Genomic DNA, 25,390 nt, shown 5'->3' with positions numbered 1-25,390 from the left:
ATTTCAATAAAATACGCCGGCTTAGCTCAATTGGTAGAGCAACTGACTTGTAATCAGTAGGTTGGGGGTTCAAGTCCTCTAGCCGGCACCATGTAAGTTTCGGAGGGGTAGCGAAGTGGCTAAACGCGGCGGACTGTAAATCCGCTCCTTCGGGTTCGGCAGTTCGAATCTGCCCCCCTCCACCATTTACATAGGGGCATAGTTTAAAGGTAGAACTGAGGTCTCCAAAACCTCCAGTGTGGGTTCGATTCCTACTGCCCCTGCCAAATATATTTACACAACATGGCGGTTGTGGCGAAGTGGTTAACGCACCGGATTGTGGCTCCGGCATTCGTGGGTTCGATTCCCATCAGTCGCCCCATTTTTATTTTAAAAATTACAAATAATTTAATTGATACTTACATATAATTAAGTAAGAATTCGATGGGCTATAGCCAAGCGGTAAGGCAACGGACTTTGACTCCGTCATGCGCTGGTTCGAATCCAGCTAGCCCAGCCATTTTTGCGGAAGTAGTTCAGTGGTAGAATACAACCTTGCCAAGGTTGGGGTCGCGGGTTCGAATCCCGTCTTCCGCTCCAATAAAATTTAATATGGCGGCATAGCCAAGTGGTAAGGCAGAGGTCTGCAAAACCTTTATCACCGGTTCAAATCCGGTTGCCGCCTTTTCTTTTGTGCCGATGTGGCGGAATTGGCAGACGCGCACGACTCAAAATCGTGTTCCTTCGGGAGTGTCGGTTCGACCCCGACCATCGGTATCATGAACGTCTTAAAAAAACTCTATACAATTAGTATAGAGTTTTTTTGTGTTTTCTTTTCATTACATGACAAAATAAGCACAAAAAGTGTACGGTGAGTAAACTGCGAAACATTAAAAGGATAAAAACAAACATTCAATTTTATCCTTTTAATTGCGGTATTCTATAATATGCCCTTCGAGCACTCTAGAGAGAATTTCTCCACCCGGGTGACATGAAGTTAAATCCGACACCACCAGTAGATATTAGTACATGATCAGCTTTTAATTTCGTAATTTCTAAAAACTTCTTTTCAAACTTTTCTCTGTTGTATTTGTACATAGTTGAGTGGCACGACCACATGTGCGTTGAAGTACTCAACCAGTCCCTTAATTCCTTCAATTCAGGAAACGCCTCAAATTGGATTGGTTCATCTAATTTCATGAATCTTACTTGATAGATAGTTGGGTTTAACTCCTCTCCTATTCCTTTAAAAGCATGTAATTTTTTCTCATTTGAATGTGTCATAATTCCCCCTTTACCTTTTCTTCAAATTTTTTCCTATTTTTATTGTACAACAATAGAAAGTAATTATGGGGATATTATGGAAATCGGTATCTGCAATATAAAAAGACTCTAATAGAAATGTTAGAGTCTTTTTTGTTAAATTATATTATGTGATGCTAAAATTCGTAATAAACTTAGGAATTCATGTATAATATAACTTGTCGAAAGAACAAAATGATAGTGATTTATATTATGTCTGTAATATGAATCAAAAATGAACTTTTTATATTTCTTTTAAAAATGTGTTGGACACACATTATATTTCATATTAATATTTTTATGTAGATTTAAAACGAGAAAGAGAGTGGAAAGTATGGGCCGTAAATGGAACAATATTAAAGACAAAAAAGCATCAAAAGATGCAAATACAAGCCGTATATACGCGAAATTTGGACGTGAAATTTATGTGGCGGCAAAACAAGGCGAGCCAGATCCAGAATCAAATCAAGCGCTTAGAGTCGTATTAGAACGTGCGAAAACATACAATGTACCAAGAACAATTATTGATCGTGCAGTTGAAAAAGCAAAAGGCGGTTCAGAGGAAAATTATGACGAGCTTCGTTATGAAGGATTTGGACCAAATGGAGCTATGGTTATTGTAGATACACTTACAAATAACGTAAACCGTACTGCAGCAGATGTACGAGCTGCATTTAGCAAAAACAGTGGTAACATGGGTGTAAACGGTTCTGTAGCTTACATGTTTGATGCGACAGCTGTTATCGGCCTTGAAGGTAAAACATCAGATGAAGTTCTTGAAATTTTAATGGAAGCAGATGTAGATGCACGTGACATTCTAGAAGAAGAAGATGCTGTTATCGTGTATGCTGAACCAGATCAATTCCATTCAGTACAATCTGCACTTAAAGGTGCTGGTGTTGAAGAATTTACAGTTGCAGAATTAACAATGCTTGCACAAAGTGATGTTACACTTCCTGAAGATGCTCAAGTACAATTTGAGAAAATGGTTGATGCATTAGAAGATTTAGAAGATGTACAACAAGTTTACCACAACGTAGACTTAGGAGAGTAATACGATGAAAGCCCCTTTTCGTTTAACGAATAGGGGCTTTTTTTATGAAGTTAATTAAGGTGATGAATTATTAAAGGTATTTTGGTGTAGATAGGGAATATGCTTATAGGGATATATGAAATAACCATTATTTCTAGGAGGCTTAGTATGGAACATAAGACACCAAAGCATATAGTTGCCGTAGCAGGTTATTTAACAAATGAGAAAAATGAAGTGTTATTAACAAAGGTACACTGGCGAGCTGATACGTGGGAAATGCCAGGAGGACAGGTAGAAGAAGGAGAAGCACTCGATCAAGCTGTCTGTAGGGAAATAAAAGAGGAAACAGGGTTAACAGTGAAGCCTATCGGAATTACCGGGGTTTATTATAATGCCTCTATGCACATTCTAGCTGTTGTTTTTAAAGTAGCATATGTGAGTGGCGAAATAAAAATTCAACCTGAAGAAATACAAGAGGCTAAATTTGTTGATTTAAATGAAGAGAACATAGATGAGTATATAACTCGTCCTCATATGAAATCCAGAACGCTTGATGCAATGAGTGCAACACATTGTATTCCGTATGAAACGTGGGAAGTACAGCCATATAATTTAATAGGAAGATTGTAAAGAAAAGAGTAGCTGATTTGAGATACATTCAAATCACTACTCTTTTTTGTATACCGTTTAAGAAAAAGGTCAAAATAATAATAGTGTTAGTATTGATTTATAGAACGTTTGTTCTGTATAATGTATATGTTATATACATTAAGATTACTAGATACTCAAAAGTACATATATTTGTAGATGATATAATTAAAGTATAAAGTGAAAATATAATAGCCTTAAGGCTTACTCTGTTATTGGTTATTCGTGATTGAATATAATCTATAATCTATATTCAATATTTCAGATGAATAGTAGATAAAAAAGGTCTGTGATACAATACTTTTTTACCCCGCTATTTGCCGGGAACGTGATTGGTGAGGGCTGATTAAAGTTTCACTTTATACCTTACAATGATGTAAGGTACGTGTAAGAGAAATCGATGGGATATTTTTTTACAACAATGTATTCTTAAAGTAAGAGTTATATGCTGTGTGGAAAAGAGGTGTTCAAGATGAAAGAACGAGTATTATCTAGGGTGAACTATCATCAAAAAGTTGCATTAAATCCAATGACTAAACTTTTTTATAAAGCCATTATATTATTATTATTGTTAAGTTGTACGTTATTATTCATTGGAAATGTAATGATTGAGAAAAGTGACATTAGTAAATTACATGTACCGGCTAATTTAGAGGTGCCAGAATCATTAACACATGCATTTATTGCGACAGAAGATAAAAGATTTTATCATCATAACGGTTTAGATTATATAGCAATTATTAGGGCCTCTGTTGAGAATATAAAGGCTGGTGGTGTCGTGCAAGGAGGAAGCACGATTACACAGCAGCTCTCTAAAAATGCTTTTTTAACTAATGAGCGTACATTTTCTCGTAAGTGGAAAGAGATTTTTTATACGAAAAAAATTGAACGCACATTTACGAAGGATGAAATTTTAAAATTATATGTAAGTAACATTTATTATGGTGAAGGAGCATGGGGAATTGAAAAAGCAGCAAACCTTTACTTCGGTAAAAAGGTGAACCAATTAACGTTGGCGGAAAGTGCAATGATGGCTGCTGTAGTAAAAGCACCTGCTTATTACTCACCTGCCCAAAATTATGATAAAGCAGTAGAGAGACGAAATGTTGTGTTGAGACTAATGGAGAAAGAAGGCTATATAAGCCATGATGAGTATGTTCAAGCAGTTAGTGAGAAATTAGTAATTCGTCATGATATAAAAATAGAGCAGTCGATGTTAAATAGTGCGCGTAAAAAAGCAGTAAGTTAAGAGAAGTTCCTACAGAGGAGCTTCTTTTTTTGAATAAATTGTGACAAATTGTGACACAATATCGTCACAATTATTGTGTTTTTGTAATTTATGTGAGCGTGTTCATTGCGTGACGTATATAAGTGTTGATATTATGTGTATTGTGTACAATGCTGTATACAGAATATGAATTTAAAGAGGAATGTATATGAAATCAAATAAACTCATGGCTCTTGGTATAGTTTTTTCTATCGCAGTATTGATTGTAATTGGAACAATTGCGTATAGCATCATAAATGACAAAAAAGATAAAGGGAATGAGATGTTTGCTTATTCCACGCAACAATCTTTAGGGAAAGATGATGCTCCAGTTAAGGTAGTTGAATTTGGAGACTTTAAATGTCCTGCTTGTCGTACTTGGGATGTAACAGTATTACCTCGATTAAAAGAAGAGTATATTGATAAAGGCAAAGTGCAGTTATATTTTATTAACTTCCCATTTATCGGAAAAGACTCGGATTTAGGTGCAGCAGCTGGTGAAGCAATTTATAAACAAGATAAAGATTCATTCTGGATTTTCTATGATGAGATTTATCAAAATCAAAAGAAAGATACGGAAGAATGGATTACAGAAGATTTGCTTCTTAGCATTGTGAAAGAGAAACTTCCAAAAGTTGATGTAGAGCAATTTAAGAAAGATTTACACAGTAAAGAAATTACAGAAAAAGTACGTAAAGATTCAGATCGTGCTCAAAAATTAAAAGTTCAAGGTGCTCCTTCAGTATATGTAAACGGAAATCTTGCAAACCCTGATTTCGATAGTATGAAGAAGGCCATTGATAAAGAATTGAAAAAGTGATGAGGTCTCTCATCACTTTTTCGACTTTTTTCGATAAAATTCTTGCCTCTATTTTTTTAACATGCTATACTACTTTACATAAGTTATTCTAATATCTTATATGTAATTCATATTTGCGGGTGTAGTTTAGTGGTAAAACAAGAGCCTTCCAAGCTCTGGTCGAGAGTTCGATTCTCTTCACCCGCTCCAAATTTTATTAAATGTTTTTCTATAAATTGTGATCAACGCAGTGTTTCGTTTCCGAGATAAACGAGGCATTGCGTTTTTTAATGTTTGAAAAATATAATTACATGCGAAAATAGAAGTAAATAATAGTATTCCAAAAGTGAATTACTAACCAATAAAGTCGTTATATAAGGGATGATGGATTCATCTGAGGAGGCGATTAAGAGTGGATTTTGAACAATTAAAGCAAGATGTAATTGCGTATAGTAAAACAATTGGCATAGATAAAATAGGCTTTGCGAGTGCTTCTCCTTTTGAGGAATTAAAGCAGCGCTTAATCCAGCAACAACAATTAAATTATCAATCTGGATTTGAAGAGCCTGATATAGAGAAGAGAACGAATCCGCAACTTTTATTACCGGGTGCTAAATCAATTATTGCGATTGCTTTAGCATATCCTTCAAAATTAAAAAATGCACCATTAAGTAAGCGTGGAGAACGCCGTGGAATTTTTTGCCGTGCTTCTTGGGGACAAGATTATCATCTTGTTTTACGAGATCGTTTGCAAAAATTAGAAGCATATTTAATTGAAAAACTTCCAGATATAGAAGTGAAGTCCATGGTTGATACAGGTGAATTAAGTGATCGAGCTGTATCAGAGCGTGCAGGCATTGGCTGGAGTGGGAAAAACTGTGCTATTATTACACCTGAATTCGGTTCGTACGTATACTTAGGGGAAATGATTACAAATGTTCCATTCCCGCCAGATAAGCCGATAGAAGATCAATGCGGGGGCTGTACGAAATGTATCGATATTTGTCCTACAGGTGCTTTAATACAGGGGGGACAGTTAGATTCGAAGAAGTGTATTGCGTTTTTAACACAGACGAAAGGATTCCTACCTGAAGAATATCGCGATAAAATAGGAAATCGTATATATGGATGTGATACGTGTCAGACTGTTTGCCCGAAAAACAAAGGAATGGATTTTCATAATCATCCTGAGATGGAGCCGGATCCTGAGCTAGTTAAACCATTATTAACGCCACTTTTAACAATTAGTAATCGTGATTTTAAAGAGAAATATGGGATTATGTCAGGGTCATGGAGAGGGAAAAAGCCACTGCAAAGAAATGCGATTTTAGCATTAGCACATTTTAAAGAAGCATCGGCAATTCCTGATTTAATTGGTGTTATGAAAGATGACCCAAGACCGGTATTGCGCGGAACGGCAGCATGGGCACTTGGGAAAATTGGGGGAGATGGAGTAGGCGAAGCGATTGAGAAAGCGATGGAACGTGAGAAAGATGAAGAAGTACTTCATGAAATGAATCGCGGGCTTGAATTGTTAGCACAGAAAAAAGAGTAGATAATATTTCCCTTTTTCATATTGTAATATGGGAGGGAAACGAAATGGCTGTAAAAATGAATATTGAAAAGCAAGTACAACAGTTTTTAGCATATATCACAGAGAAACGAACAGACGTGGATGGTATTGCTGAGGATTTACTACAAATGGCACAGAGAAAGAAACAATTGTTTCAAAGGCGTAGTGCACATATAGTGAAAGCAATTGCGGATGTTTCTTTCATTAGACAATTAAATAGTAATGACCATCAAGAAATTGATTATCAAATACATTTTAAATATTTAATTAAGCATAAAGAATTATTTTATATTGAAGAGGAACAATTAAAACGAAGAGTTTGTTTAAATAATAGTCGGATTATAGGCGATTATGATATTGAAGTGTCAGAAGAAATTAGAATGGGTGAGACATTAGAAAGGGAAATTACGAAAGAGAAGTACGGTTCTTATCATTATAATCGTTTAGAGGCAGTGAAATATGCAGAGCGTTGGTGGGATGACCGAAATCCTATGTATCGTAATTTCCCTGATAATTGTACGAATTTCATTTCTCAATGTCTTCATACTGGAGAAGTACCTATGAACGGATATCCTAATATTCGTAAAGGATGGTGGCAAAGGGAGAATCAGTGGAGTTGGAGCTGGGCTGTTGCACATTCTTTTTATTGGTATTTGTCAGGTGCTACAACAGGACTTCGAGCAGAGGCGGTAGAGAGGCCAGAAGAACTTATTCTTGGAGATGTAATTGCTTATGATTTCGAGGATGACGGAAGATGGAATCATACGACGATTGTAGTAGCAAAAGATGCAGATGGTATGCCGCTTGTAAATGCACATTCAGCAAATAGCCGTCGACGTTATTGGAACTATGAAGACTCTAGTAAATATACACCACAAATGAAATATAAATTCTTTCATATTATTAATGGGTAGAGATTTTTCGCTCAAGTGGTATAATACGTAGTAGACAAAAAACAGAGGTGAATATCGCGTGGGAGTACATGTTGTTTTATATCAGCCAGAAATTCCAGCAAATACAGGAAATATTGCTCGTACTTGTGCAGCAACTGGAACAGAATTACATTTGATTAGACCGCTTGGATTTTCAACGGATGATAAAATGTTAAAGCGTGCCGGATTAGATTATTGGCAGCACGTGAAAATTACGTATTATGATTCAATTGAAGAATTTTATGAAAAAAATAAAGATGGTGAATTCTTCTATTTAACGAAGTATGGCGAGAAAGCTCATACAGCGTTTGACTATAGCAAGCGCGAGAAGGATTACTATTTTGTATTTGGAAGAGAAACAAACGGCTTACCAGCTAATGTAATCGAAGAAAACTTTGATCATTGTTTACGTATTCCAATGACAGATAAAGTACGTTCATTAAATTTATCTAATACAGCAGCAATTTTAATTTATGAAGCATTCCGTCAACAAAATTACCCTGGATTAGATTTAGAAATCGTTTATTAAAAGTCGCCATATGGCGACTTTTTTTTATAAAATAAAAATAATATGTGATCATACGTTTAAAAGAGAGGACATAATCATATAGAATGGGATATATGATTAAAAATAGATAAGACGGGTTGAGATAAATATGAAGGAAGAATATAGTAATCAAAATACCTTTTTAAGTATGATAGATATGGATTTAATTAGACAAGGGTTATTACATGCTATTCAAGATTTAGTATTTATATTGAAAGTTATTGATGATGAAACGTTTAAATATATGTATGTGAATAAAATAGGAATGGATTATGCTAGGTTAAGCGAAGAGTGCTATGGAAAAACTTTTGCAGAAGTATTACCGAAAGATATAGCGGGGATATTGCAAAGGCAATATGAAAAAGTAGTGAGAGAAGCGAAAGCACACACTTTTTGTGATGTAGTCAAATTACCAAAAGGTGAGATACATTATGAATCTTCACTTAATCCTGTCTGCGATGAAGAAGGAATATGTCAATTTGTTATTTGTATTACAAGAGATATTACAGCTCAAATTGAGGAGAAGACAGAGATAGAGGAAAAACAAATGTTATTTAAGTCGTTACTGGAATATAATAATGACTCAATTATATCTATAGATTCTATAGGGAGAGTTACATATGCAAATCCGGCAACGTATGAAATATTTGGATACCGGTATGAGGAATTAAATAATAAATTTATTTTTGAATTTATTAATAAAGAATATGAAAAAGATTTTCAAATTATATTTAAGGGATCGATGCAAGGAAAAGCAAAACAAATTGTTTCAAAGAAATATGTTCATAAAGAAAGGTACGAGCTATATATTTCTTTGAGAACTATCCCGATTATTGTGAACGGTGAAATTGTTGGAGTGTATATTGTTACGAGAGATGTTACAAGGCAAGTATTAAACGAAATGCGAACAGAATATTTAGCTTACTATGACCAGTTAACAGGATTAATGAATAGAATTTCATGTACAAATAAGTTAAATACTTTTTTAAAAGAGAGTATAAATTTTGCGCTTGTATTTATAGATTTAGATGAGTTTCATCGTATTAATGATACATTTGGTCATAAAGAGGGAGATAAAGTATTACAAAAAGTGACAGAATGTTTAAGCAATCTAAAAATAGAAGGTATGCACTTATTTAGAGAACACGATGATCAATTTGTTATGTTGATAGAAAATATAACGAAAGAATGTGTAGAGGAAGTTGCAAAAAGCATACTGAAAAATATTAGTGAATATTTTGTAATTGAGAAAGAAGATGTATATTTAAGTGCGTCAATTGGAATTGTAATGGCTCCAGCAGATGGAGAAGATGAAAAAATACTATTTCAGAGAGTCGATGCTGCCTTAGAAAAAGCAAAAGACAAAGGAAAAGGACATTATCATTTTTATTGTAGTGGATTAGACTGTGAGCGTGAACAAAGGTTTATAATAGAAAACCAGTTACATCGTGCTATAGAAAAAAATGAATTTTTCTTATATTATCAGCCACAAATTAATATTGAGACGAAAAAAATAGCTAGTATGGAAGCTTTAATAAGGTGGGAGAATAAGGAATTAGGATTTGTTTCTCCAAACCAATTTATTCCGTTGGCAGAAAGAACAGGATTTATTATTAAGCTCGATGAATGGGTAGTAAATCAAGTGTGTCAGCAACTGCGCGAATGGTTAAATAAAGGATATGAAGTGGTCCCAATTGCAGTTAATATTTCAGCTAGACACTTTCGCTCTATTACATTAATAGAGATGATTACACGGGCTTTAAATAAGTACAATGTACCAGCTCATTTATTAGCGATAGAGGTTACAGAAGGAGCTCTTATACATAAAGATATATCGAAGAGAGTGTTACTACAATTAAAAGAAGAAAATTTAAAGATTCATTTAGATGATTTTGGAACAGGCTATTCATCTTTAAGTTACTTAAAAACATATCCAATTGATACTTTAAAAATTGATCGTTCTTTTATGGAAGGTATACATATAGATGAACGTGATACGAATATTACAGCTGCAATTATTCATTTAGCTCATACTTTAGAATTGAATGTAATTGCAGAGGGAGTAGAAAAAAAGGAGCAAATACAGTTTTTGAAAGAAAAGAATGTGAAGCTTGTACAAGGTTATTATTATAGCCGACCACTATCCAAATATGATATGGAAAATATGTATTATAAATAATGCATAAAAAATGATGTGCTAAAAGCACATCATTTTTTATGTGTACCTGGTTTGTCATTGTAACCGGATGTAAAAATCGCTGTAAGAAATGTGAGTGATACACCTAAAATTAATAATAATTTCATACTAATATCCTCCTTACTTTTTTCGGTTCACGAGTTTTATTTATTACCCAAAATGTATGTAAGGTTCTTAGAAGAAAAGAATTTATTTATAATGAATAGCAGTGTAAAAACGTTAATACCTATATTATACAGAATTTTCTTTGAATTTTGGAGAGAATTTTAGCGTGCTATTATATATTTCGTTTTGATTTAAAGAATGTTTAAGGACATCCTAGCATACCTTTTATAATAATCCGATTGAACAAGGAGATGGGGGAGGAGCTATAATGGATATTCTAAAAAAGATTGAACAGCATCGAGCAGCAGAAGAACGTTTACAATGGGAAGGTACGTTTGCGGAGTATTTGGAGCTTGTGAAAGAAAGACCATGGGTGGCTCAAACAGCACACTCTCGCATTTACAATATGATAAAAGATGCCGGAATTGAAGAAGTTGATGGTAGAAGAAAGTATAACTTCTTTAGTAATCAGCTCTTTGGATTAGAGGATGCTCTAGAACGTCTTGTAGAGGAATATTTTCATCCATCTGCAAAACGATTAGATGTTAGAAAAAGAATTTTATTATTAATGGGTCCTGTTAGTGGAGGGAAATCAACGTTAGTTACGATGTTGAAACGAGGATTAGAAACATATTCAAGAACAGATCGCGGAGCAATTTTTGCAATTAAAGGATGCCCAATGCATGAGGATCCACTGCATTTAATTCCACATCATTTACGAGATGATTTCTTTGATGAGTATGGAGTTAGAATTGAAGGGAATTTATCACCACTAAATGTCATGCGTTTAGAGCAAGAATACGGATCAAGAATTGAGGATGTAGTTGTAGAGCGTATTTTCTTCTCTGAAGATCGCCGTACAGGGATTGGTACATTTAGCCCGTCTGATCCAAAATCACAGGATATTGCAGATTTAACAGGTAGTCTGGACTTTTCTACGATTGCAGAATATGGTTCAGAATCAGATCCCCGTGCGTATCGATTTGATGGAGAATTAAATAAGGCAAACCGAGGAATGATGGAGTTCCAAGAGATGTTAAAATGCGATGAGAAGTTTTTATGGCACTTATTATCGCTTACGCAAGAAGGGAATTTCAAAGCGGGAAGATTTGCGCTTATTTCAGCAGATGAATTAATTGTAGCGCATACGAATGAAACAGAGTATCGCTCATTTATAGCAAATAAGAAAAATGAAGCATTACACTCAAGAATTATTGTAATGCCAGTTCCTTATAATTTACGAGTAAGTGAAGAAGAACATATTTATGAAAAAATGATTCGTGAAAGTGATGTGTCGAATGTTCACATTGCACCACATACACTTCGCGTTGCAGCAATGTTCACTATTTTAACTCGTTTAAAAGATCCGAAGCGTCCGGATATTGATTTAATTAAAAAGATGCGTTTGTATGATGGAGAAACGGTAGAAGGTTATAATGCGATTGATGTAGAAGAATTACAACGCGAATATCAAGATGAAGGTATGAAGGGTATTGATCCTCGTTATGTCATTAACCGAATTTCGTCTACAATCATTCGAAAAGAGGTACCATCTATTAACGCGTTAGATGTACTTAGATCTTTAAAAGATGGGTTGGATCAGCATCCATCGATTAGTAATGAAGACCGTGAACGTTATATGAATTTCATCTCATTAGCGAGAAAAGAATACGATGAAATCGCGAAGAAAGAAGTACAAAAAGCGTTTGTTTATTCATATGAAGAATCAGCTAAGACGCTTATGGATAATTACTTAGATAACGTCGAGGCGTACTGCAATAAATCGAAATTACGTGATCCGTTAACAGGGGAAGAAATGAGTCCAGATGAAAAACTAATGCGCTCAATTGAAGAGCAAATTGGAATTTCAGAAAATGCTAAGAAAGCATTCCGTGAAGAGATTTTAATTCGCATTTCTGCTTATGCCCGTAAAGGAAAACGCTTTGATTATAATTCACATGAACGTCTTCGTGAAGCGATTCAGAAAAAACTATTTGCTGATTTAAAAGATATAGTGAAAATTACAACATCAACGAAAACACCGGACGAAAATCAGCTTAAGAAAATCAATGATGTTGTTGCACGTTTAATTGATGAGCATGGCTATAATTCTTCTTCAGCAAATGAATTACTACGCTATGTAGGTAGCTTGTTAAACCGATAGTTTGATAACAAAACGCTGTCTCTTGTATTTTGCGGGACAGCGTTTTATTATCCGTTCATATGTGTGTAAAGTGTCATACCTTGTCCAAATGTAATAAATTAAGATGCAATTTCATGAATTTATTGTCAATTATTTTTACAATATGCATATGATAGAGTAACCAACCATTCATACGAAAAAAGCCAACACAATACAATATGTTGCAAAGTAAAAATGTGTGCAACAATGCATTGTGTTTCTTTCTTATCAGTGGCTGAATATTTCTTTCTATTATGTGAGTGGCAAAATTTTGTTTAGGATGCTCGGGGTATTGTATGAAAAACGTTATAAATGTTTATGGGATGATTTTCTATGGGCAGTTACCTTTCAAATATTCTAGCTTGCACATTACAGAACAAAATTTGTAGCTTGCTGTTCATACAGGAAGACAATTACAGTAAGGAGGGAAAGGAATGGGCGAAGAAAATCAACCAAATTATACGATTTCACAGGAAAACTGGTCCCTCCATCGCAAAGGATATGACGACCAACAGCGCCATCAAGAAAAAGTACAAGAGGCAATTAAGAATAATTTACCCGATCTTGTAACAGAAGAAAGTATAGTTATGTCTAATGGCAAGGATGTTGTAAAAATACCAATTCGTTCTCTAGATGAATATAAGATTAGATACAATTATGATAAAAATAAACATGTTGGGCAAGGAAACGGTGACAGCAAAGTTGGTGATGTCGTTGCGAGAGATGGATCAGGTGGTCAAAAACAAAAAGGGCCAGGAAAAGGGCAAGGAGCAGGAGATGCAGCTGGGGAAGATTACTATGAAGCTGAAGTCTCTATTTTAGAATTAGAGCAAGCGTTTTTTAGAGAGTTAGAGCTGCCTAATTTAAAGAGAAAAGAAATAGATGAAAACCGGATTGAACATGTTGAATTTAATGACATTAGAAAAACAGGATTATGGGGAAATATCGATAAGAAACGAACAATGATATCCGCATATAAACGAAATGCGATGCGTGGTAAAGCATCTTTCCATCCAATTCATCAAGAAGATTTAAAGTTCCGTACTTGGAATGAAGTATTAAAGCCAGATTCAAAGGCTGTTGTGTTAGCGATGATGGATACGAGTGGATCGATGGGAATGTGGGAGAAGTATATGGCACGTAGTTTCTTTTTCTGGATGACAAGATTTTTACGCACAAAGTATGAAACAGTTGATATTGAATTTATTGCTCATCATACAGAAGCGAAAGTCGTTACAGAAGAAGAATTTTTTTCAAAAGGAGAAAGCGGTGGAACAATCTGCTCCTCCGTATACAAAAAAGCACTCGAGCTAATCGATAATAAATATTCACCAGACCGCTATAATATTTATCCATTCCATTTTTCAGATGGTGATAATTTAACATCAGATAATGCTAGATGTGTAAAGCTTGTGGAAGAATTAATGAAGAAATGTAATATGTTTGGATATGGGGAAGTGAACCAGTATAACCGCCACAGTACACTCATGTCAGCCTATAAAAATATTAAAGATGAAAACTTTAGATACTATATTTTAAAGCAAAAAGCAGACGTATTTCATGCGATGAAAAGCTTTTTTAGAGAAGAATCAGGTGAGAAAATGGCATAACCTCTTTTAAAGAGGTTCTTTTTTTGTAAACTTTTTATTTTTTCAGTTGACAATGATAATGAAAATCATTATCATTTATTCGAGAAATGATTACATTTCGAATTATATATTTCAGAGGAGATGTAAAGTTGAAACAAAATAAAAGAAAACGTATAAATGCAATGATTATAGTGGCGACGTTATCACTTCCGTTTGCTGTTTATTCAACACCTGCTTTAGCGGCAGTAGCAATTGAGACGAATAAAACGGGACAAGGTTTAGAAGATGGTACATATGACGCTGTTATTAAAGCGTATAAAGATAAAACGAATGAAGAGTCTATGGCAGCTGTTTATATAAAGGATCCGAAACTAACAATTGAGAATGGAAAGAAAATTGTAACAGCAACGTTAAGTGATAGTGATTTCTTTCAATACTTGAAAACAGAGGATATTCATACTCCAGGTGTGTTTCATGATGTGAAAGTAATATCAGAAGATAAAAAGAAAAATGGAACGAAAGTGATTCAGTTTGAAGTAGGGGAATTAGGAAAAAGGTATAATATGCGAATGCATATTTATATTCCAACAATGGCCTATGACAATAAGTACCAAGTACAGTTTGAAGTAAATACATTGAATTTAGAGAACAATGTTCCAGAAAAACAAAAGGAAAATAAAGAGGATAAAGTGGATCAACAAGATGAAATTGGAAATGTAATAGTAGATAAGCAACTACAAAGGCATATTAATAAATATAATTTGAATAGAGAAAATCTAGATACCCCAATAACTAAGGAAGATTTATTAAAAGTTAAATCTTTAATAGTCGTTGAAGCTAAAAATAAAGGAATACAAGACGTAAGCGGTCTAGAATATATGACGAACTTAGAAAACTTAAAGTTGGAAGAAGTTAAGTTAAAAAATATAAAATTTATCTCGGAATTGAGACAATTAAAATCATTAAGTATAACCTATGGTGAACTTGAAGATATTGGACCTTTGGCTGAGTTAGAGCATATTGAGTTTTTAACTTTGAGAAACAATAAAATCTCAGATTTAAGCCCATTAAGCCAAATGAAGAAGATTAAAATGCTAGATTTAAATAGTAATTATATAAAAGATATTAAACCATTATTTACAGTGAAATCTTTAAGGACTTTGACTGTGGCAAATAATCAAATTAGTAATGATAACCTTGCTGGAATTGAGCAATTGAAAAATGTAAAAAACTTATCTTTAAGTAACAATGGACTTACGAATATTGAACATATTACATCAATGAAAAAATTAGTAGAGTTAGATCTTGCTAAAAATGAATTAGAAAACATCGAACCTTTATCAAGATTATCTACTGTACAATCACTTAATTTAGAAGAAAACTATATTTCAGATATAACGCCACTTAGTCACTTAACAGACTTATATGATTTAAAGCTAGGTTCAAATGAAATTCGTGATGTTAGACCTGTTCAAGAGCTAGGAAAAAGAATATATATCGATATTCAAAGACAAAAAATCTTTTTAGATAATGTAGAAAAAGATAAGGAAGTTAAAATACCTACCTATAATTTACAAGGAGAGCCACTTGATACTATTCAATTGAAGAGTGAAGATGGGATAGTTAATAATGGTTCTGTTAAATGGGGGACTACTGGTGAAAAAACATACGAATTTACGTTGGATATAAAGCCAGAAGAGAATCGTATTAAGTTTAATGGAACAGTAATTCAAAATGTTGTTGAAAGATTAGACGAAATCAAGGAAACAATAAAAGAGGATAATGAACAAAAGGAAAATGTAATTCTCGATAAAACTTTACAACAACATATTAATAAAGAGAATTTAGGTAGAGAGAATTTAAACGCTTCTATTACAAAAAAAGATTTATTACAGATTAAAAAATTAGAGATACTTAAAGAAAATGGAAATGAGATAAAAAATATAACAGGTTTAGAGTACATGACGAACTTAGAAAAACTCACTTTAGAAGGAGTAGGCCTGAAAAATATTGAGTTCATCTCAAACTTGAAACAATTGAATAATGTGAATGTATCTCATAATCAAATTGAAGATATAACACCACTATCTTCATTGGAAAATTTACAGTGGTTAAATCTTGCGGACAATCATATTAAAGATGTAACGGTTATTGGTTCCATGCTAAACTTATTTAGCTTAAATTTAGCTGGAAATGAGATTCGTGATGTAAGGCCGTTAATACAATTAGGTCAGTGGTTTACAATTGATGTTGGAAGACAAAATATCATTTTAAATGATGCAAAAATAAACGAAGAAATTCAAGTTCCTGTATATGATTTAGAAGGAGAAAGTATTGAAAATATTCAATTGGTAAGTGAGGGAGGGACGTTTAATAACGGAGTAATAAAATGGAGTACCCCAGGTGAAAAGGTGTATAAATTTGATTTAGATTCTGATGAAATTAGCATAAGGTTTAACGGAACAGTTATACAGAATATAGTGGAAAAAGAAGAAGAAAAAGAGCCGGTAAAAGAAATTGAAGAAACAAAAGAAGAAGTGAAAGAACCGGTAAAAGAAGTTGAAGAAGCGAAAGAAGAAGAAAAAGAGAAAGAAGAAGAAAAAGAGCCGGTAAAAGAAGTTGAAGAAACAAAAGAAGAAGTGAAAGAACCAACAAAAGAAGTTGAAGAAGCGAAAGAAGAAGTAAAAGAGCCAACAAAAGAAGTGAAAGAGGAAGTAAAAGAGCCAACGAAAGAAGTTGAAGAAGCGAAAGAGGAAGTGGACGAGCCAACAACAGGAGTTGAAGGATCGAAAGCGGAGGTAAAAGAAACAGGAAAAGAAATTGAAGGTTCAAAAGACGCGGTAAATCAATCAGCAGTAGTCCAAGAACAAAACGTGAATAATCAAGTTGTGAAAGAAAATAAACCAGCTGTTAATAAGCAAGAAGAAAGTAAGAAATCATTAGGAGCAACAGGTGGACAAGAGAATACATCAACATTACTTTCAGGCATAGCGTTAGTTCTTTCAGCACTGAGTATGTTTGTATTTAGAAAGAGATTATTTAAGAAATAAAAAACGTTTTATCTTATTATAACGTAAGATGATTATATGAGTTTTTGAGAAGACATTATCATGGCGATTTCATTTTGAAATATGCTTATGGTGATGTCTTTTTTAGAAGGATATAAATGGAAAAGGTGTGAATATATTAGTGAAGGAGGAGAGGTTATGTATGTCAGTTCTATTTTGAAAATTGAAGAGGTGGCAGCATTTATTGCGAATATGAATAAAGATGCTACTCATCATGTTGGCTATTGTGGAGATGAGAAAGAGGAGTTGTTACAGACAATTATTCATGATTTTTCAGATATAGGCTGGGAACAATCTTTTGTTGCTACTTATGAGAATAATAATTTAATAGGTTTATTAGGATTTGATGTGGATGAAGTAAAGAAATGTGCAGAGATATGGGGACCGTTTATTATCGCAGAGAATTGGGAAGAAGTTGCTTTACATATGTGGAAGGAACTTATAGAAAAGGTGCCTTTTCATATTGAGAGATTTTATGGTTTTTATCATGTGGAAAATAATAATTGTGCCCGTTTAATGAGGAATTTACATGCAAAAGAACAAGGTCGACATAGTATTCTCGTTTTAAATAATATTGTGGAGCACCGTATTATATGTAATGTAGAAGAGGCTTTACCACAAGTGTTTGAGCAGTTTATCGCTTTACACAATCATATATTTTCTAATACGTATTATGACGGAAACGAAATTATTGAACGTTTAAGTAATACGAATAAATTATTTGTAAGTATGAAGAATGATAAGTTAGAAGGTTATGTATATGTGGAAGTGAATCCAGAGTTTCAAGAAGCGAATATTGAATTTATTGCAACCGCTGAAAATAGTAGAAGAAAAGGTGTCGGAGAGCGGATATTACAAGGGGCAATTCAGTATATTTTCTCCTTCCAAGGGATGAGAGAGACAGTACTATGTTTGAATACGAATAATGATCGTGCGATGAAATTGTACAAGAAAGTAGGTTTTGAGGAAAAAGCATGTTTACAACACTATATAATAGAGTGAAAAACCCATTCATATGAAAATGATATTTCATATGAATGGGTTTTATTACGGATTTAAAAGTAATTTGAGGTGCCAATTGTTACATAACTTTTTTTATTTTTTGAGATACTTCTTTCGTTTGCGAATTAACATCTTCTTTTCGCAGCTCTTTAAAGAGCGAAGTAACCATAAGAACGACTACGATAGAAAATGGTAGTGCTGCGATTATAGCTGCAATTTGTAGTGCATTTAATCCTCCAGCTTGTAATAAAAGAGCTGCAATGATCGCGATTGTTAATCCCCATATAAGTTTTAAACTATTTTTCGGTGATAAGCTTCCGTTACTCGTTTGCATGGAAACAACAAATGTTGCTGAATCAGCAGAAGTAACGAAAAATGTGGCTACTAAAATTAACCCGATAATCGTTAAAAATGTAGAGAATGGTAGATGTGAAATAACAGCAAATAATCCAATCTCTGTACCATTTTTTGCAATTTCATCAGCTATTCCAAGCGATTGGAACATTTCCATATGAATTGCGGTACCACCAAATACTGCAAACCAAAATGTACAGATAAGAGTTGGGACTAATACAACTCCAAAAATAAATTCTTTTATTGTACGCCCTTTAGAAATACGTGCGATAAATGTGCCGACGAATGGAGACCAAGAAATCCACCATCCCCAATAGAAAATAGTCCAGTTTTCAATCCAAGAAGAAGATTTTTCATTAAATGCTCCTAAATTTAATCCCATACTAGGCAAAGCTCCAATATAAGAACCGAGTGTAGATGTGAAATATTTCATAATAAATACGGTTGGCCCTAAAAGTAAGAAAGAGATGAGTAAAATACCTGCAAGAGAGAAATTCAAGTTACTCAAATATTTAATCCCACGATCTAAGCCAGTTTGTGCACTTGTTAAATATAAAACAGCGAAGATAGCTATAAGTACGAGCTGGGTAAGTAAAGTGTTATGAATGGAAGGGAATAAATAGCTTAATCCTCCAGCAATTTGTTGAGCACCAATCCCAACAGATGGTACAATGCCAAACACTGTGGCTAAAACAGCTAAAATATCAACTGTTTTTCCGATACGAGAATTTTTCGATCGATTAAATAATGGAGTAACTGTAGCCCCGATAGTGCTACCTTTTTGTTTGCGGAATGTGAAATATGCAATTGTTAAAGCGACCATTGCGTATAGTGACCACGGAAAGAGTCCCCAGTGGAAAAATGAATATTGCATAGCGAGTTTGGCGCTTTCTTCTGTACCTGCTTTTCCTGTTAATGGATCTGTAAAATGTGAAATCGGTTCAGCGATTCCATAAAAGAGGAGTCCAATTCCCATTCCTGCCCCAAACAACATGGATAGCCAAGATGGATAATTATATTTTGGCTTTTCTCCATCTTTACTAAGACGAATAGAACCGTACTTAGAAAATGATAAATAAGCAGCCAAAATAATCATTGTAGTCATAAGTAGAGAGTAAAACCACCCAAATTTATTGAGGATAAATGAGTTTAAAGAAGATGTAACACTTTGTAAATCGTAGCCTTGTATCCAACTTGCTGGGGTAATTCCCCATATAATGAATAATGTTGTTAGCAAGAAGGAGATATAAAATACACTGTTTTCTTTTTTTATCATAGAATCCCACCCTTATTTAATAAAGTTAACAATTATAATAATCATAATAATTAAGTTTTTAATTGTCAAAAAATTCCCTTTTTATAACGTGAAAGGATGTAATTTGTTTTAGGGAGGTAAAGAGCAATGTGTTCACGATATGTACAAATTATAGGAAGAAATAATATGAAATATTGCATTTTATATTGTTACATCCAGATTTTATGTTAAATTCTTGAATGGAATATTAAAATAGGGGGCAAGGATATGAACAAGAAATCAAAGATCAATAAAGTGATGCTTAGCATTAGTACAATGGCTTTATCGTTAGGGGCACTTCAAACTCATGCAGCAGCGGAAGAAAAAGTACCGTATAACGTGTTGAAAACGAAACCGGTTGGAATTGAAAAGTCGGTAGATGAAGTTGGACATATTTCAAAAGTTGATGAAACTTTATCATTTCAAGAACGTTTAAAATTAGGAGATTTTTCACAGCGACCAGCATCTATTACGAAGAAAACTGCAGTAAAGCAAGTTAAAGAAAACTATTCAATGGCTGATTTAAACAAAATGAATGATCAAGAATTAGTTGAAACGTTAGGCAGTATTAAGTGGCACCAAATTACAGACTTATTCCAGTTTAATGAAGATGCAAAGGCTTTTTATAAAGATAAAGGAAAAATGCAAGTCATTATAGATGAATTAGCTCATAGAGGTAGTACATTTACGAAAGATGATTCAAAAGGAATTCAAACGTTTACTGAAGTGTTGCGTTCAGCTTTTTATCTTGCATTTTATAATAGTGAATTAAGCGACTTAAATGAAAGAAGCTTCCAGGATAAATGTTTACCTGCTTTAAAAGCAATCGCAAAAAATCCAAACTTTAAGCTTGGTACAGTTGAACAAGATACAGTCGTATCTGCATACGGTAAATTAATTAGTAATGCTTCAAGCGATGTTGAAACGGTTCAATACGCATCGAATATTTTAAAGCAATACAATGATAATTATACTACTTATGTAAATGATCGAATGAAGGGACAAGCAATATACGATATTATGCAAGGTATTGACTATGATATACAGTCGTACTTAACTGAGGCTCGTAAAGAAGCGAATGAAACGATGTGGTATGGAAAAGTAGATGGGTTTATTAATGAAATAAATCGTATTGCTCTTCTAAATGAAGTAACGCCAGAAAATAAATGGCTCGTTAATAATGGCATTTATTTTGCTAGCCGTTTAGGGAAGTTTCATAGCAATCCAAATAAAGGATTAGAGGTTGTTACACAAGCGATGCATATGTACCCGCGCTTAAGTGAACCGTATTTTGTTGCGGTAGAACAAATTACAACAAATTATAATGGTAAAGATTATAGCGGGAATACAGTAGATTTAGAGAAAATACGTAAAGAAGGAAAAGAGCAATACTTACCAAAAACGTATACATTCGATGATGGATCAATTGTGTTCAAAACAGGAGATAAAGTATCAGAAGAAAAAATTAAGAGACTATATTGGGCTGCGAAGGAAGTAAAGGCACAGTATCACCGTGTAATTGGAAATGACAAAGCGTTAGAGCCAGGAAATGCGGATGATGTATTAACGATCGTAATTTATAATAGTCCAGATGAATATCAGTTAAATAGACAATTGTATGGATATGAAACAAACAACGGTGGAATTTATATTGAAGAGACAGGTACATTCTTTACATATGAGCGTACACCAGAGCAAAGTATTTATAGTTTAGAAGAGTTATTCCGTCATGAATTTACTCATTACCTGCAAGGTAGATATGAAGTACCAGGTCTATTTGGAAGAGGAGATATGTATCAAAATGAAAGGTTAACTTGGTTCCAAGAAGGAAATGCAGAGTTTTTCGCAGGATCTACTCGTACGAATAACGTTGTACCAAGAAAGAGTATAATTAGCGGATTATCATCTGATCCTGCAAGCCGTTATACAGCAGAGCGTACACTATTTGCTAAATACGGTTCTTGGGATTTCTATAATTACTCGTTCGCATTGCAGTCTTACTTATATACGCATCAGTTTGAAACATTTGATAAAATTCAAGATTTGATTCGTGCGAATGACGTGAAAAATTATGATGCATATCGTGAAAATCTAAGTAAAGATCCTAAGTTAAATAAAGAGTATCAAGAGTATATGCAGCAGTTAATTGATAATCAAGATACATACACTGTACCAGAAGTAGCCGATGATTATTTAGCTGAACATGAAACGAAGTCATTAGCAGCGGTGAAGAAAGAAATTAGTGATACGTTGCCTATGAAAGATACAAAAATGACAAAACATAATTCTCAATTCTTTAATACATTTACATTAGAAGGTACGTATACAGGTAGTGTCACAAAAGGTGAATCAGAAGATTGGAAAGAAATGAGTAAAAGAGTAAATGAATCTTTAGAACAATTGGCGCAAAAAGAATGGAGTGGCTACAAAACTGTTACAGCATACTTCGTCAATTATCGTGTGAATAGCTCAAATGAATTTGAATATGATGTAGTCTTCCATGGAATCGCAAAAGATGATGGAGAAAATAAAGCTCCAACGGTTAATATAAATGGCCCTTATAGTGGTCTTGTAAAAGAGGGAATTCAATTTAAAAGTGATGGCTCAAACGATGAAGATGGAAAAATTGCTTCTTATTTATGGGAATTTGGAGATGGAAGCACAAGTGCAGAAGTGAATCCAGTACATGTATATGAAAGAGAAGGTTCTTATAAAGTATCGTTAAGAGTAAAAGATGATAAGGGAAAAGAGAGCAGAAGCGAAACAACTGTTACGATTAAAGATGGAAGTTTAACAGAATCAGAACCAAATAATCGTCCAGAGGAAGCAAATCGTATCGGGCTAAATAGTACTATAAAAGGTAGTCTTATTGGCGGGGACCACACTGATGTTTATACATTTAATGTAGCATCAGCGAAAGATATCGACATTTCTGTTTTAAATGAGTATGGAATTGGGATGACATGGGTACTTCACCATGAATCAGATATGCAAAATTATGCGGCTTACGGTCAAGCTAATGGGAATCATATAGAAGCAAAATTTAATGCAAAACCAGGTAAGTATTACTTGTATGTATATAAATATGATAATGGCGATGGAACATACAAATTGTCAGTAAAATAAGTGCTTTTCCAATGTATGTTTAACTTTACTTTTTGTGGAAAATAGTATATTATATAGATATATAATATATCGGTTATTTTCTAGGAGGAGCCTGTCACAATAGGTTTCTCCTGTTCTTTTTTAGAGGCCTGTCTTACAGGCTTTTATTTAAAAGGTAAATGACTGAAAATTAAGAACAATAATCTTTGAAAGAGGTGGGGCATACACATAACAAAAAAGGGGATTGTTTAAGAGAGGGGGATAAGAAATGGCTTTGTTTGGTTATCCACTTGAAACAATTTATTTATACGGATTTATTATTGCTACTATACTCACTGTTATTTATATCTTTTTTGGAGATATATTTGAATCGATATTTAGTTTTGGGGGCGGATCTGTATCCGTTGTTACTTTATTACTTAGTTTTTTCGCCATGTTATGTGGGCTTAGTTATATAGGAGAGTACTTATTCTCCTTTAATAGTATTACTATTTTCGGGGCTGCATTTGCTATATCTTTTATCGGTGTTTTCATCATGAAAATACTAATTTTAAAACCGATTGCAGAAGCAGAACAAAATACGATGCAACGTATGGATGAATTTATCGGTTGCAAAGGAGAAGTCATTACGACAATTCCTACAGAAGGATTTGGTGAAGTATTAATTTCATCCCAATTTGGAAGTAATGCAATCCCAGCTAAAACTGTTGGAAAAAAAGATATTTCGCAAGGAACAGAGGTTATTATCGAGGGAGTCCAAGATGGTGTTTTACTTGTACAAAACATCGCTTATTCTTTAAAGAAACCAAAATTATAAGGGGGAATTTACATGACGATTCCATTAATTATCGGTGGAGTTTTACTCGCAATTTTAATTCTACTCATTTTAGTATTTATTACGAAGTATCGTACGGTTGGTCCGGATGAAGCGTTAATTGTTACAGGGAACTGGCTTGGTGGAGGAAAGAATGTAGTTACCACTGATGATGGAAAGAAGATTAAGATTATTCGCGGGGGCGGTACTTTCGTAGTTCCAATTATGCAAAGAGCAGAGCCTTTAAGCTTATTAAATTATAAATTAGAAGTTGGTACACGTGATACGTATACGAAACAAGGTGTACCGATCACAGTAAACGGTGTTTCTATTATTAAAGTGGGATCAACAATTGAAGAAGTTTCCACAGCAGCTGAACAATATTTAGGAAAAGAAACAGAAGAGTTAAAAATAGAAGCAAAAGAAGTTTTAGAAGGGCATCTCCGTGCTATCTTATCTTCTATGACAGTAGAAGATGCGTATAGTAATAGAGAGCAATTTGCTCAAAAGGTACATGAAGTAGCTTCTACAGATTTAAAGAAGATGGGACTTCGCATTGTTTCTTTCACAATTAAAGAAATAATGGATAAAAACGGATACTTAGATGCGCTTGGTCAGCCCCAAATTGCGACAGTTAAGCGTGATGCAACAATTGCGAACGCAGAGCGTGAAAAAGAAGCACGTATTGAAAAAGCACGTGCTGAAAAAGAGGCAAAAGAAGCAGAATATCAACGTGATGCACAAATCGCTGAAGCTGAAAAACATAAAGAATTAAAAGTACAGTCCTATAAGAGGGAACAAGAACAAGCACGTGCAGACGCTGATCTTTCTTACGAATTACAACAAGCGAAAGCACAACAAGGTGTTACAGAAGAGCAAATGCGCGTTAAAATCATTGAGCGTGAAAAGCAAATCGAGTTAGAAGAAAAAGAGATTGCGCGTCGTGAAAAGCAATACGATGCAGAAGTTAAGAAAAAAGCAGATGCAGATCGCTATGCTGTTGAGCAATCAGCAGAAGCAGAAAAAGTAAAACAAATTAAAAAGGCAGATGCGGATCAATATAAGATTGAAGCTGAAGCGAGAGCTCGTGCGGAAGAAGTACGTGTGGAAGGTTTAGCGAAGGCGGAAATTGAAAAAGCACAAGGTCAAGCGAAAGCGGAAGTACAAAAAGCGCAAGGTACAGCAGAGGCAGATGTTATTAGATTAAAAGGTTTAGCAGAAGCAGAAGCAAAACAAAAAATCGCAGAAGCATTTGAATTATATGGTCAAGCGGCAATTATGGATATGGTTCTTAAAATGCTTCCAAGTTATGCGAAGGAACTTGCAAGTCCGCTTAGTAATATTGATAAAATCACAGTTGTCGATACAGGCGGCGGTGGTAAAAATAGCGGGGCCGGAAAAGTTGCGGGTTATGCGACTGATTTAATGGCAACGATGCAAGAAACGTTAAAAGCTTCTTCTGGCATTGACTTAAAAGAGCTATTAGAAGGATTTGCAGGAAAAGGAGCGGTACAACAATTATCAAGCGATAAACCTATTGTATCTGTAGTAGAAGATGAGAAAAAAGAAGTAGAAAAAGATAAAGATAAAGAATAGTAAG

17 protein-coding genes and 9 tRNA genes are annotated in these 25,390 nt (G+C 34.1%); 24 read left to right on the top strand and 2 right to left on the bottom strand.

Annotated features, from left to right (window positions below):
- Window positions 1-15: 15 nt before the first annotated feature.
- The 8 genes from OXT04_RS25020 (at window position 16) to OXT04_RS24985 (ending at window position 756) form a co-directional block, all read left to right on the top strand.
- Window positions 16-91: transfer RNA gene (locus OXT04_RS25020), tRNA-Thr, on the top strand.
- A gap of 10 nt (window positions 92-101) precedes the next feature.
- Window positions 102-185: transfer RNA gene (locus OXT04_RS25015), tRNA-Tyr, on the top strand.
- A gap of 7 nt (window positions 186-192) precedes the next feature.
- Window positions 193-266, top strand: a tRNA-Trp gene (locus OXT04_RS25010).
- Between the two features lie 19 nt (window positions 267-285).
- A tRNA-His gene (locus tag OXT04_RS25005) sits at window positions 286-361 on the top strand.
- Between the two features lie 63 nt (window positions 362-424).
- Window positions 425-499, top strand: a tRNA-Gln gene (locus OXT04_RS25000).
- A 5-nt stretch (window positions 500-504) separates the two neighbouring features.
- Window positions 505-579 (top strand) — tRNA-Gly (locus OXT04_RS24995).
- 14 nt (window positions 580-593) lie between these two features.
- A tRNA-Cys gene (locus OXT04_RS24990) sits at window positions 594-664 on the top strand.
- A 10-nt stretch (window positions 665-674) separates the two neighbouring features.
- Window positions 675-756: transfer RNA gene (locus OXT04_RS24985), tRNA-Leu, on the top strand.
- A gap of 186 nt (window positions 757-942) precedes the next feature.
- Here the strand turns inward: OXT04_RS24985 and OXT04_RS24980 are convergent.
- Window positions 943-1,263 (bottom strand): DUF3884 family protein, encoded by a 321-nt coding sequence (locus OXT04_RS24980; RefSeq protein ID WP_098854540.1) that lies wholly within the window; start codon window positions 1,261-1,263, stop codon window positions 943-945.
- A 352-nt stretch (window positions 1,264-1,615) separates the two neighbouring features.
- On the opposite strand from OXT04_RS24980, the gene OXT04_RS24975 reads away from it, so the two are divergent.
- The 13 genes from OXT04_RS24975 to OXT04_RS24915 all read left to right on the top strand — a co-directional run bounded on the left by OXT04_RS24975 (window position 1,616) and on the right by OXT04_RS24915 (window position 18,223).
- Window positions 1,616-2,335, top strand: a complete 720-nt coding sequence (locus OXT04_RS24975) for a YebC/PmpR family DNA-binding transcriptional regulator (RefSeq protein ID WP_000532949.1) — start codon at window positions 1,616-1,618, stop codon at window positions 2,333-2,335.
- A 147-nt stretch (window positions 2,336-2,482) separates the two neighbouring features.
- On the top strand, window positions 2,483-2,944 hold the full coding sequence (locus OXT04_RS24970) for an NUDIX hydrolase (protein ID WP_072941029.1): 462 nt from the start codon (window positions 2,483-2,485) through the stop codon (window positions 2,942-2,944).
- Window positions 2,945-3,434: 490 nt separating this feature from the next.
- A complete protein-coding gene (locus OXT04_RS24965) occupies window positions 3,435-4,211 on the top strand; it encodes a transglycosylase domain-containing protein (protein ID WP_000664716.1) in 777 nt (258 codons plus the stop codon).
- 187 nt (window positions 4,212-4,398) lie between these two features.
- A complete protein-coding gene (locus tag OXT04_RS24960) occupies window positions 4,399-5,049 on the top strand; it encodes a DsbA family protein (RefSeq protein WP_000841308.1) in 651 nt (216 codons plus the stop codon).
- Between the two features lie 115 nt (window positions 5,050-5,164).
- Window positions 5,165-5,238: transfer RNA gene (locus OXT04_RS24955), tRNA-Gly, on the top strand.
- A gap of 202 nt (window positions 5,239-5,440) precedes the next feature.
- A complete protein-coding gene (gene queG, locus OXT04_RS24950; RefSeq protein ID WP_000345209.1) occupies window positions 5,441-6,583 on the top strand; it encodes a tRNA epoxyqueuosine(34) reductase QueG in 1,143 nt (380 codons plus the stop codon).
- Between the two features lie 44 nt (window positions 6,584-6,627).
- Complete coding sequence (locus OXT04_RS24945) at window positions 6,628-7,515, top strand: amidase domain-containing protein (RefSeq protein WP_098854539.1); 888 nt, start codon at window positions 6,628-6,630, stop codon at window positions 7,513-7,515.
- Between the two features lie 58 nt (window positions 7,516-7,573).
- On the top strand, window positions 7,574-8,062 hold the full coding sequence (gene trmL / locus OXT04_RS24940) for a tRNA (uridine(34)/cytosine(34)/5-carboxymethylaminomethyluridine(34)-2'-O)-methyltransferase TrmL (protein ID WP_000538147.1): 489 nt from the start codon (window positions 7,574-7,576) through the stop codon (window positions 8,060-8,062).
- Window positions 8,063-8,189: 127 nt separating this feature from the next.
- Window positions 8,190-10,259 carry a sensor domain-containing protein gene (locus tag OXT04_RS24935; RefSeq protein WP_267418333.1) on the top strand — a complete coding sequence of 690 codons (2,070 nt, stop codon included), beginning with the start codon at window positions 8,190-8,192 and terminating at the stop codon, window positions 10,257-10,259.
- 391 nt (window positions 10,260-10,650) lie between these two features.
- Window positions 10,651-12,546: a PrkA family serine protein kinase gene (locus tag OXT04_RS24930; RefSeq protein WP_000353273.1), complete on the top strand. Its 1,896-nt coding sequence runs from the start codon at window positions 10,651-10,653 to the stop codon at window positions 12,544-12,546.
- A gap of 452 nt (window positions 12,547-12,998) precedes the next feature.
- Window positions 12,999-14,174, top strand: coding sequence for a sporulation protein YhbH (gene yhbH, locus OXT04_RS24925; RefSeq protein WP_000503516.1), 1,176 nt, complete (start codon window positions 12,999-13,001; stop codon window positions 14,172-14,174).
- Between the two features lie 128 nt (window positions 14,175-14,302).
- Complete coding sequence (locus OXT04_RS24920; RefSeq protein WP_267418331.1) at window positions 14,303-17,203, top strand: NEAT domain-containing protein; 2,901 nt, start codon at window positions 14,303-14,305, stop codon at window positions 17,201-17,203.
- 156 nt (window positions 17,204-17,359) lie between these two features.
- Window positions 17,360-18,223, top strand: coding sequence for a GNAT family N-acetyltransferase (locus OXT04_RS24915; protein ID WP_267418330.1), 864 nt, complete (start codon window positions 17,360-17,362; stop codon window positions 18,221-18,223).
- 79 nt (window positions 18,224-18,302) lie between these two features.
- Here the strand turns inward: OXT04_RS24915 and opuD are convergent, their stop codons facing one another.
- Window positions 18,303-19,853 (bottom strand): glycine betaine transporter OpuD, encoded by a 1,551-nt coding sequence (opuD, locus tag OXT04_RS24910; protein ID WP_267418329.1) that lies wholly within the window; start codon window positions 19,851-19,853, stop codon window positions 18,303-18,305.
- Window positions 19,854-20,099: 246 nt separating this feature from the next.
- On the opposite strand from opuD, the gene colA reads away from it, so the two are divergent.
- The 3 genes from colA (at window position 20,100) to OXT04_RS24895 (ending at window position 25,386) form a co-directional block, all read left to right on the top strand.
- Entirely contained in the window at window positions 20,100-22,997 is a 2,898-nt protein-coding gene (colA, locus tag OXT04_RS24905; RefSeq protein WP_267418328.1) for a collagenase ColA, read from the top strand.
- Window positions 22,998-23,244: 247 nt separating this feature from the next.
- Window positions 23,245-23,793, top strand: coding sequence for an NfeD family protein (locus OXT04_RS24900; protein ID WP_001173146.1), 549 nt, complete (start codon window positions 23,245-23,247; stop codon window positions 23,791-23,793).
- A 12-nt stretch (window positions 23,794-23,805) separates the two neighbouring features.
- Window positions 23,806-25,386, top strand: a complete 1,581-nt coding sequence (locus OXT04_RS24895; protein WP_098014254.1) for a flotillin lipid rafts scaffold protein FloT — start codon at window positions 23,806-23,808, stop codon at window positions 25,384-25,386.
- The last annotated feature ends 4 nt before the right edge of the window (window positions 25,387-25,390 follow it).

Source organism: Bacillus sp. GC_Bacil_1, assembly GCF_026540675.1.
Lineage (GTDB): Bacteria > Bacillota > Bacilli > Bacillales > Bacillaceae_G > Bacillus_A > Bacillus_A cereus.
Note: the sequence above shows the minus strand (reverse complement) of the source record. Positions and strands in the feature narration are given on the sequence as shown.

Excerpts from the sequence above, each read along its gene's own strand:
- OXT04_RS24980 (WP_098854540.1), bottom strand. The coding sequence starts at position 1,263 with ATGACACATTCAAATGAGAAAAAATTACATGCTTTTAAAGGAATAGGA.
- OXT04_RS24975 (WP_000532949.1), top strand. The coding sequence starts at position 1,616 with ATGGGCCGTAAATGGAACAATATTAAAGACAAAAAAGCATCAAAAGAT.
- OXT04_RS24970 (WP_072941029.1), top strand. The coding sequence starts at position 2,483 with ATGGAACATAAGACACCAAAGCATATAGTTGCCGTAGCAGGTTATTTA.
- OXT04_RS24965 (WP_000664716.1), top strand. The coding sequence starts at position 3,435 with ATGAAAGAACGAGTATTATCTAGGGTGAACTATCATCAAAAAGTTGCA.
- OXT04_RS24960 (WP_000841308.1), top strand. The coding sequence starts at position 4,399 with ATGAAATCAAATAAACTCATGGCTCTTGGTATAGTTTTTTCTATCGCA.
- OXT04_RS24945 (WP_098854539.1), top strand. The coding sequence starts at position 6,628 with ATGGCTGTAAAAATGAATATTGAAAAGCAAGTACAACAGTTTTTAGCA.
- OXT04_RS24935 (WP_267418333.1), top strand. The coding sequence starts at position 8,190 with ATGAAGGAAGAATATAGTAATCAAAATACCTTTTTAAGTATGATAGAT.
- OXT04_RS24930 (WP_000353273.1), top strand. The coding sequence starts at position 10,651 with ATGGATATTCTAAAAAAGATTGAACAGCATCGAGCAGCAGAAGAACGT.
- yhbH (WP_000503516.1), top strand. The coding sequence starts at position 12,999 with ATGGGCGAAGAAAATCAACCAAATTATACGATTTCACAGGAAAACTGG.
- OXT04_RS24915 (WP_267418330.1), top strand. The coding sequence starts at position 17,360 with ATGTATGTCAGTTCTATTTTGAAAATTGAAGAGGTGGCAGCATTTATT.
- opuD (WP_267418329.1), bottom strand. The coding sequence starts at position 19,853 with ATGATAAAAAAAGAAAACAGTGTATTTTATATCTCCTTCTTGCTAACA.
- colA (WP_267418328.1), top strand. The coding sequence starts at position 20,100 with ATGAACAAGAAATCAAAGATCAATAAAGTGATGCTTAGCATTAGTACA.
- OXT04_RS24900 (WP_001173146.1), top strand. The coding sequence starts at position 23,245 with ATGGCTTTGTTTGGTTATCCACTTGAAACAATTTATTTATACGGATTT.
- OXT04_RS24895 (WP_098014254.1), top strand. The coding sequence starts at position 23,806 with ATGACGATTCCATTAATTATCGGTGGAGTTTTACTCGCAATTTTAATT.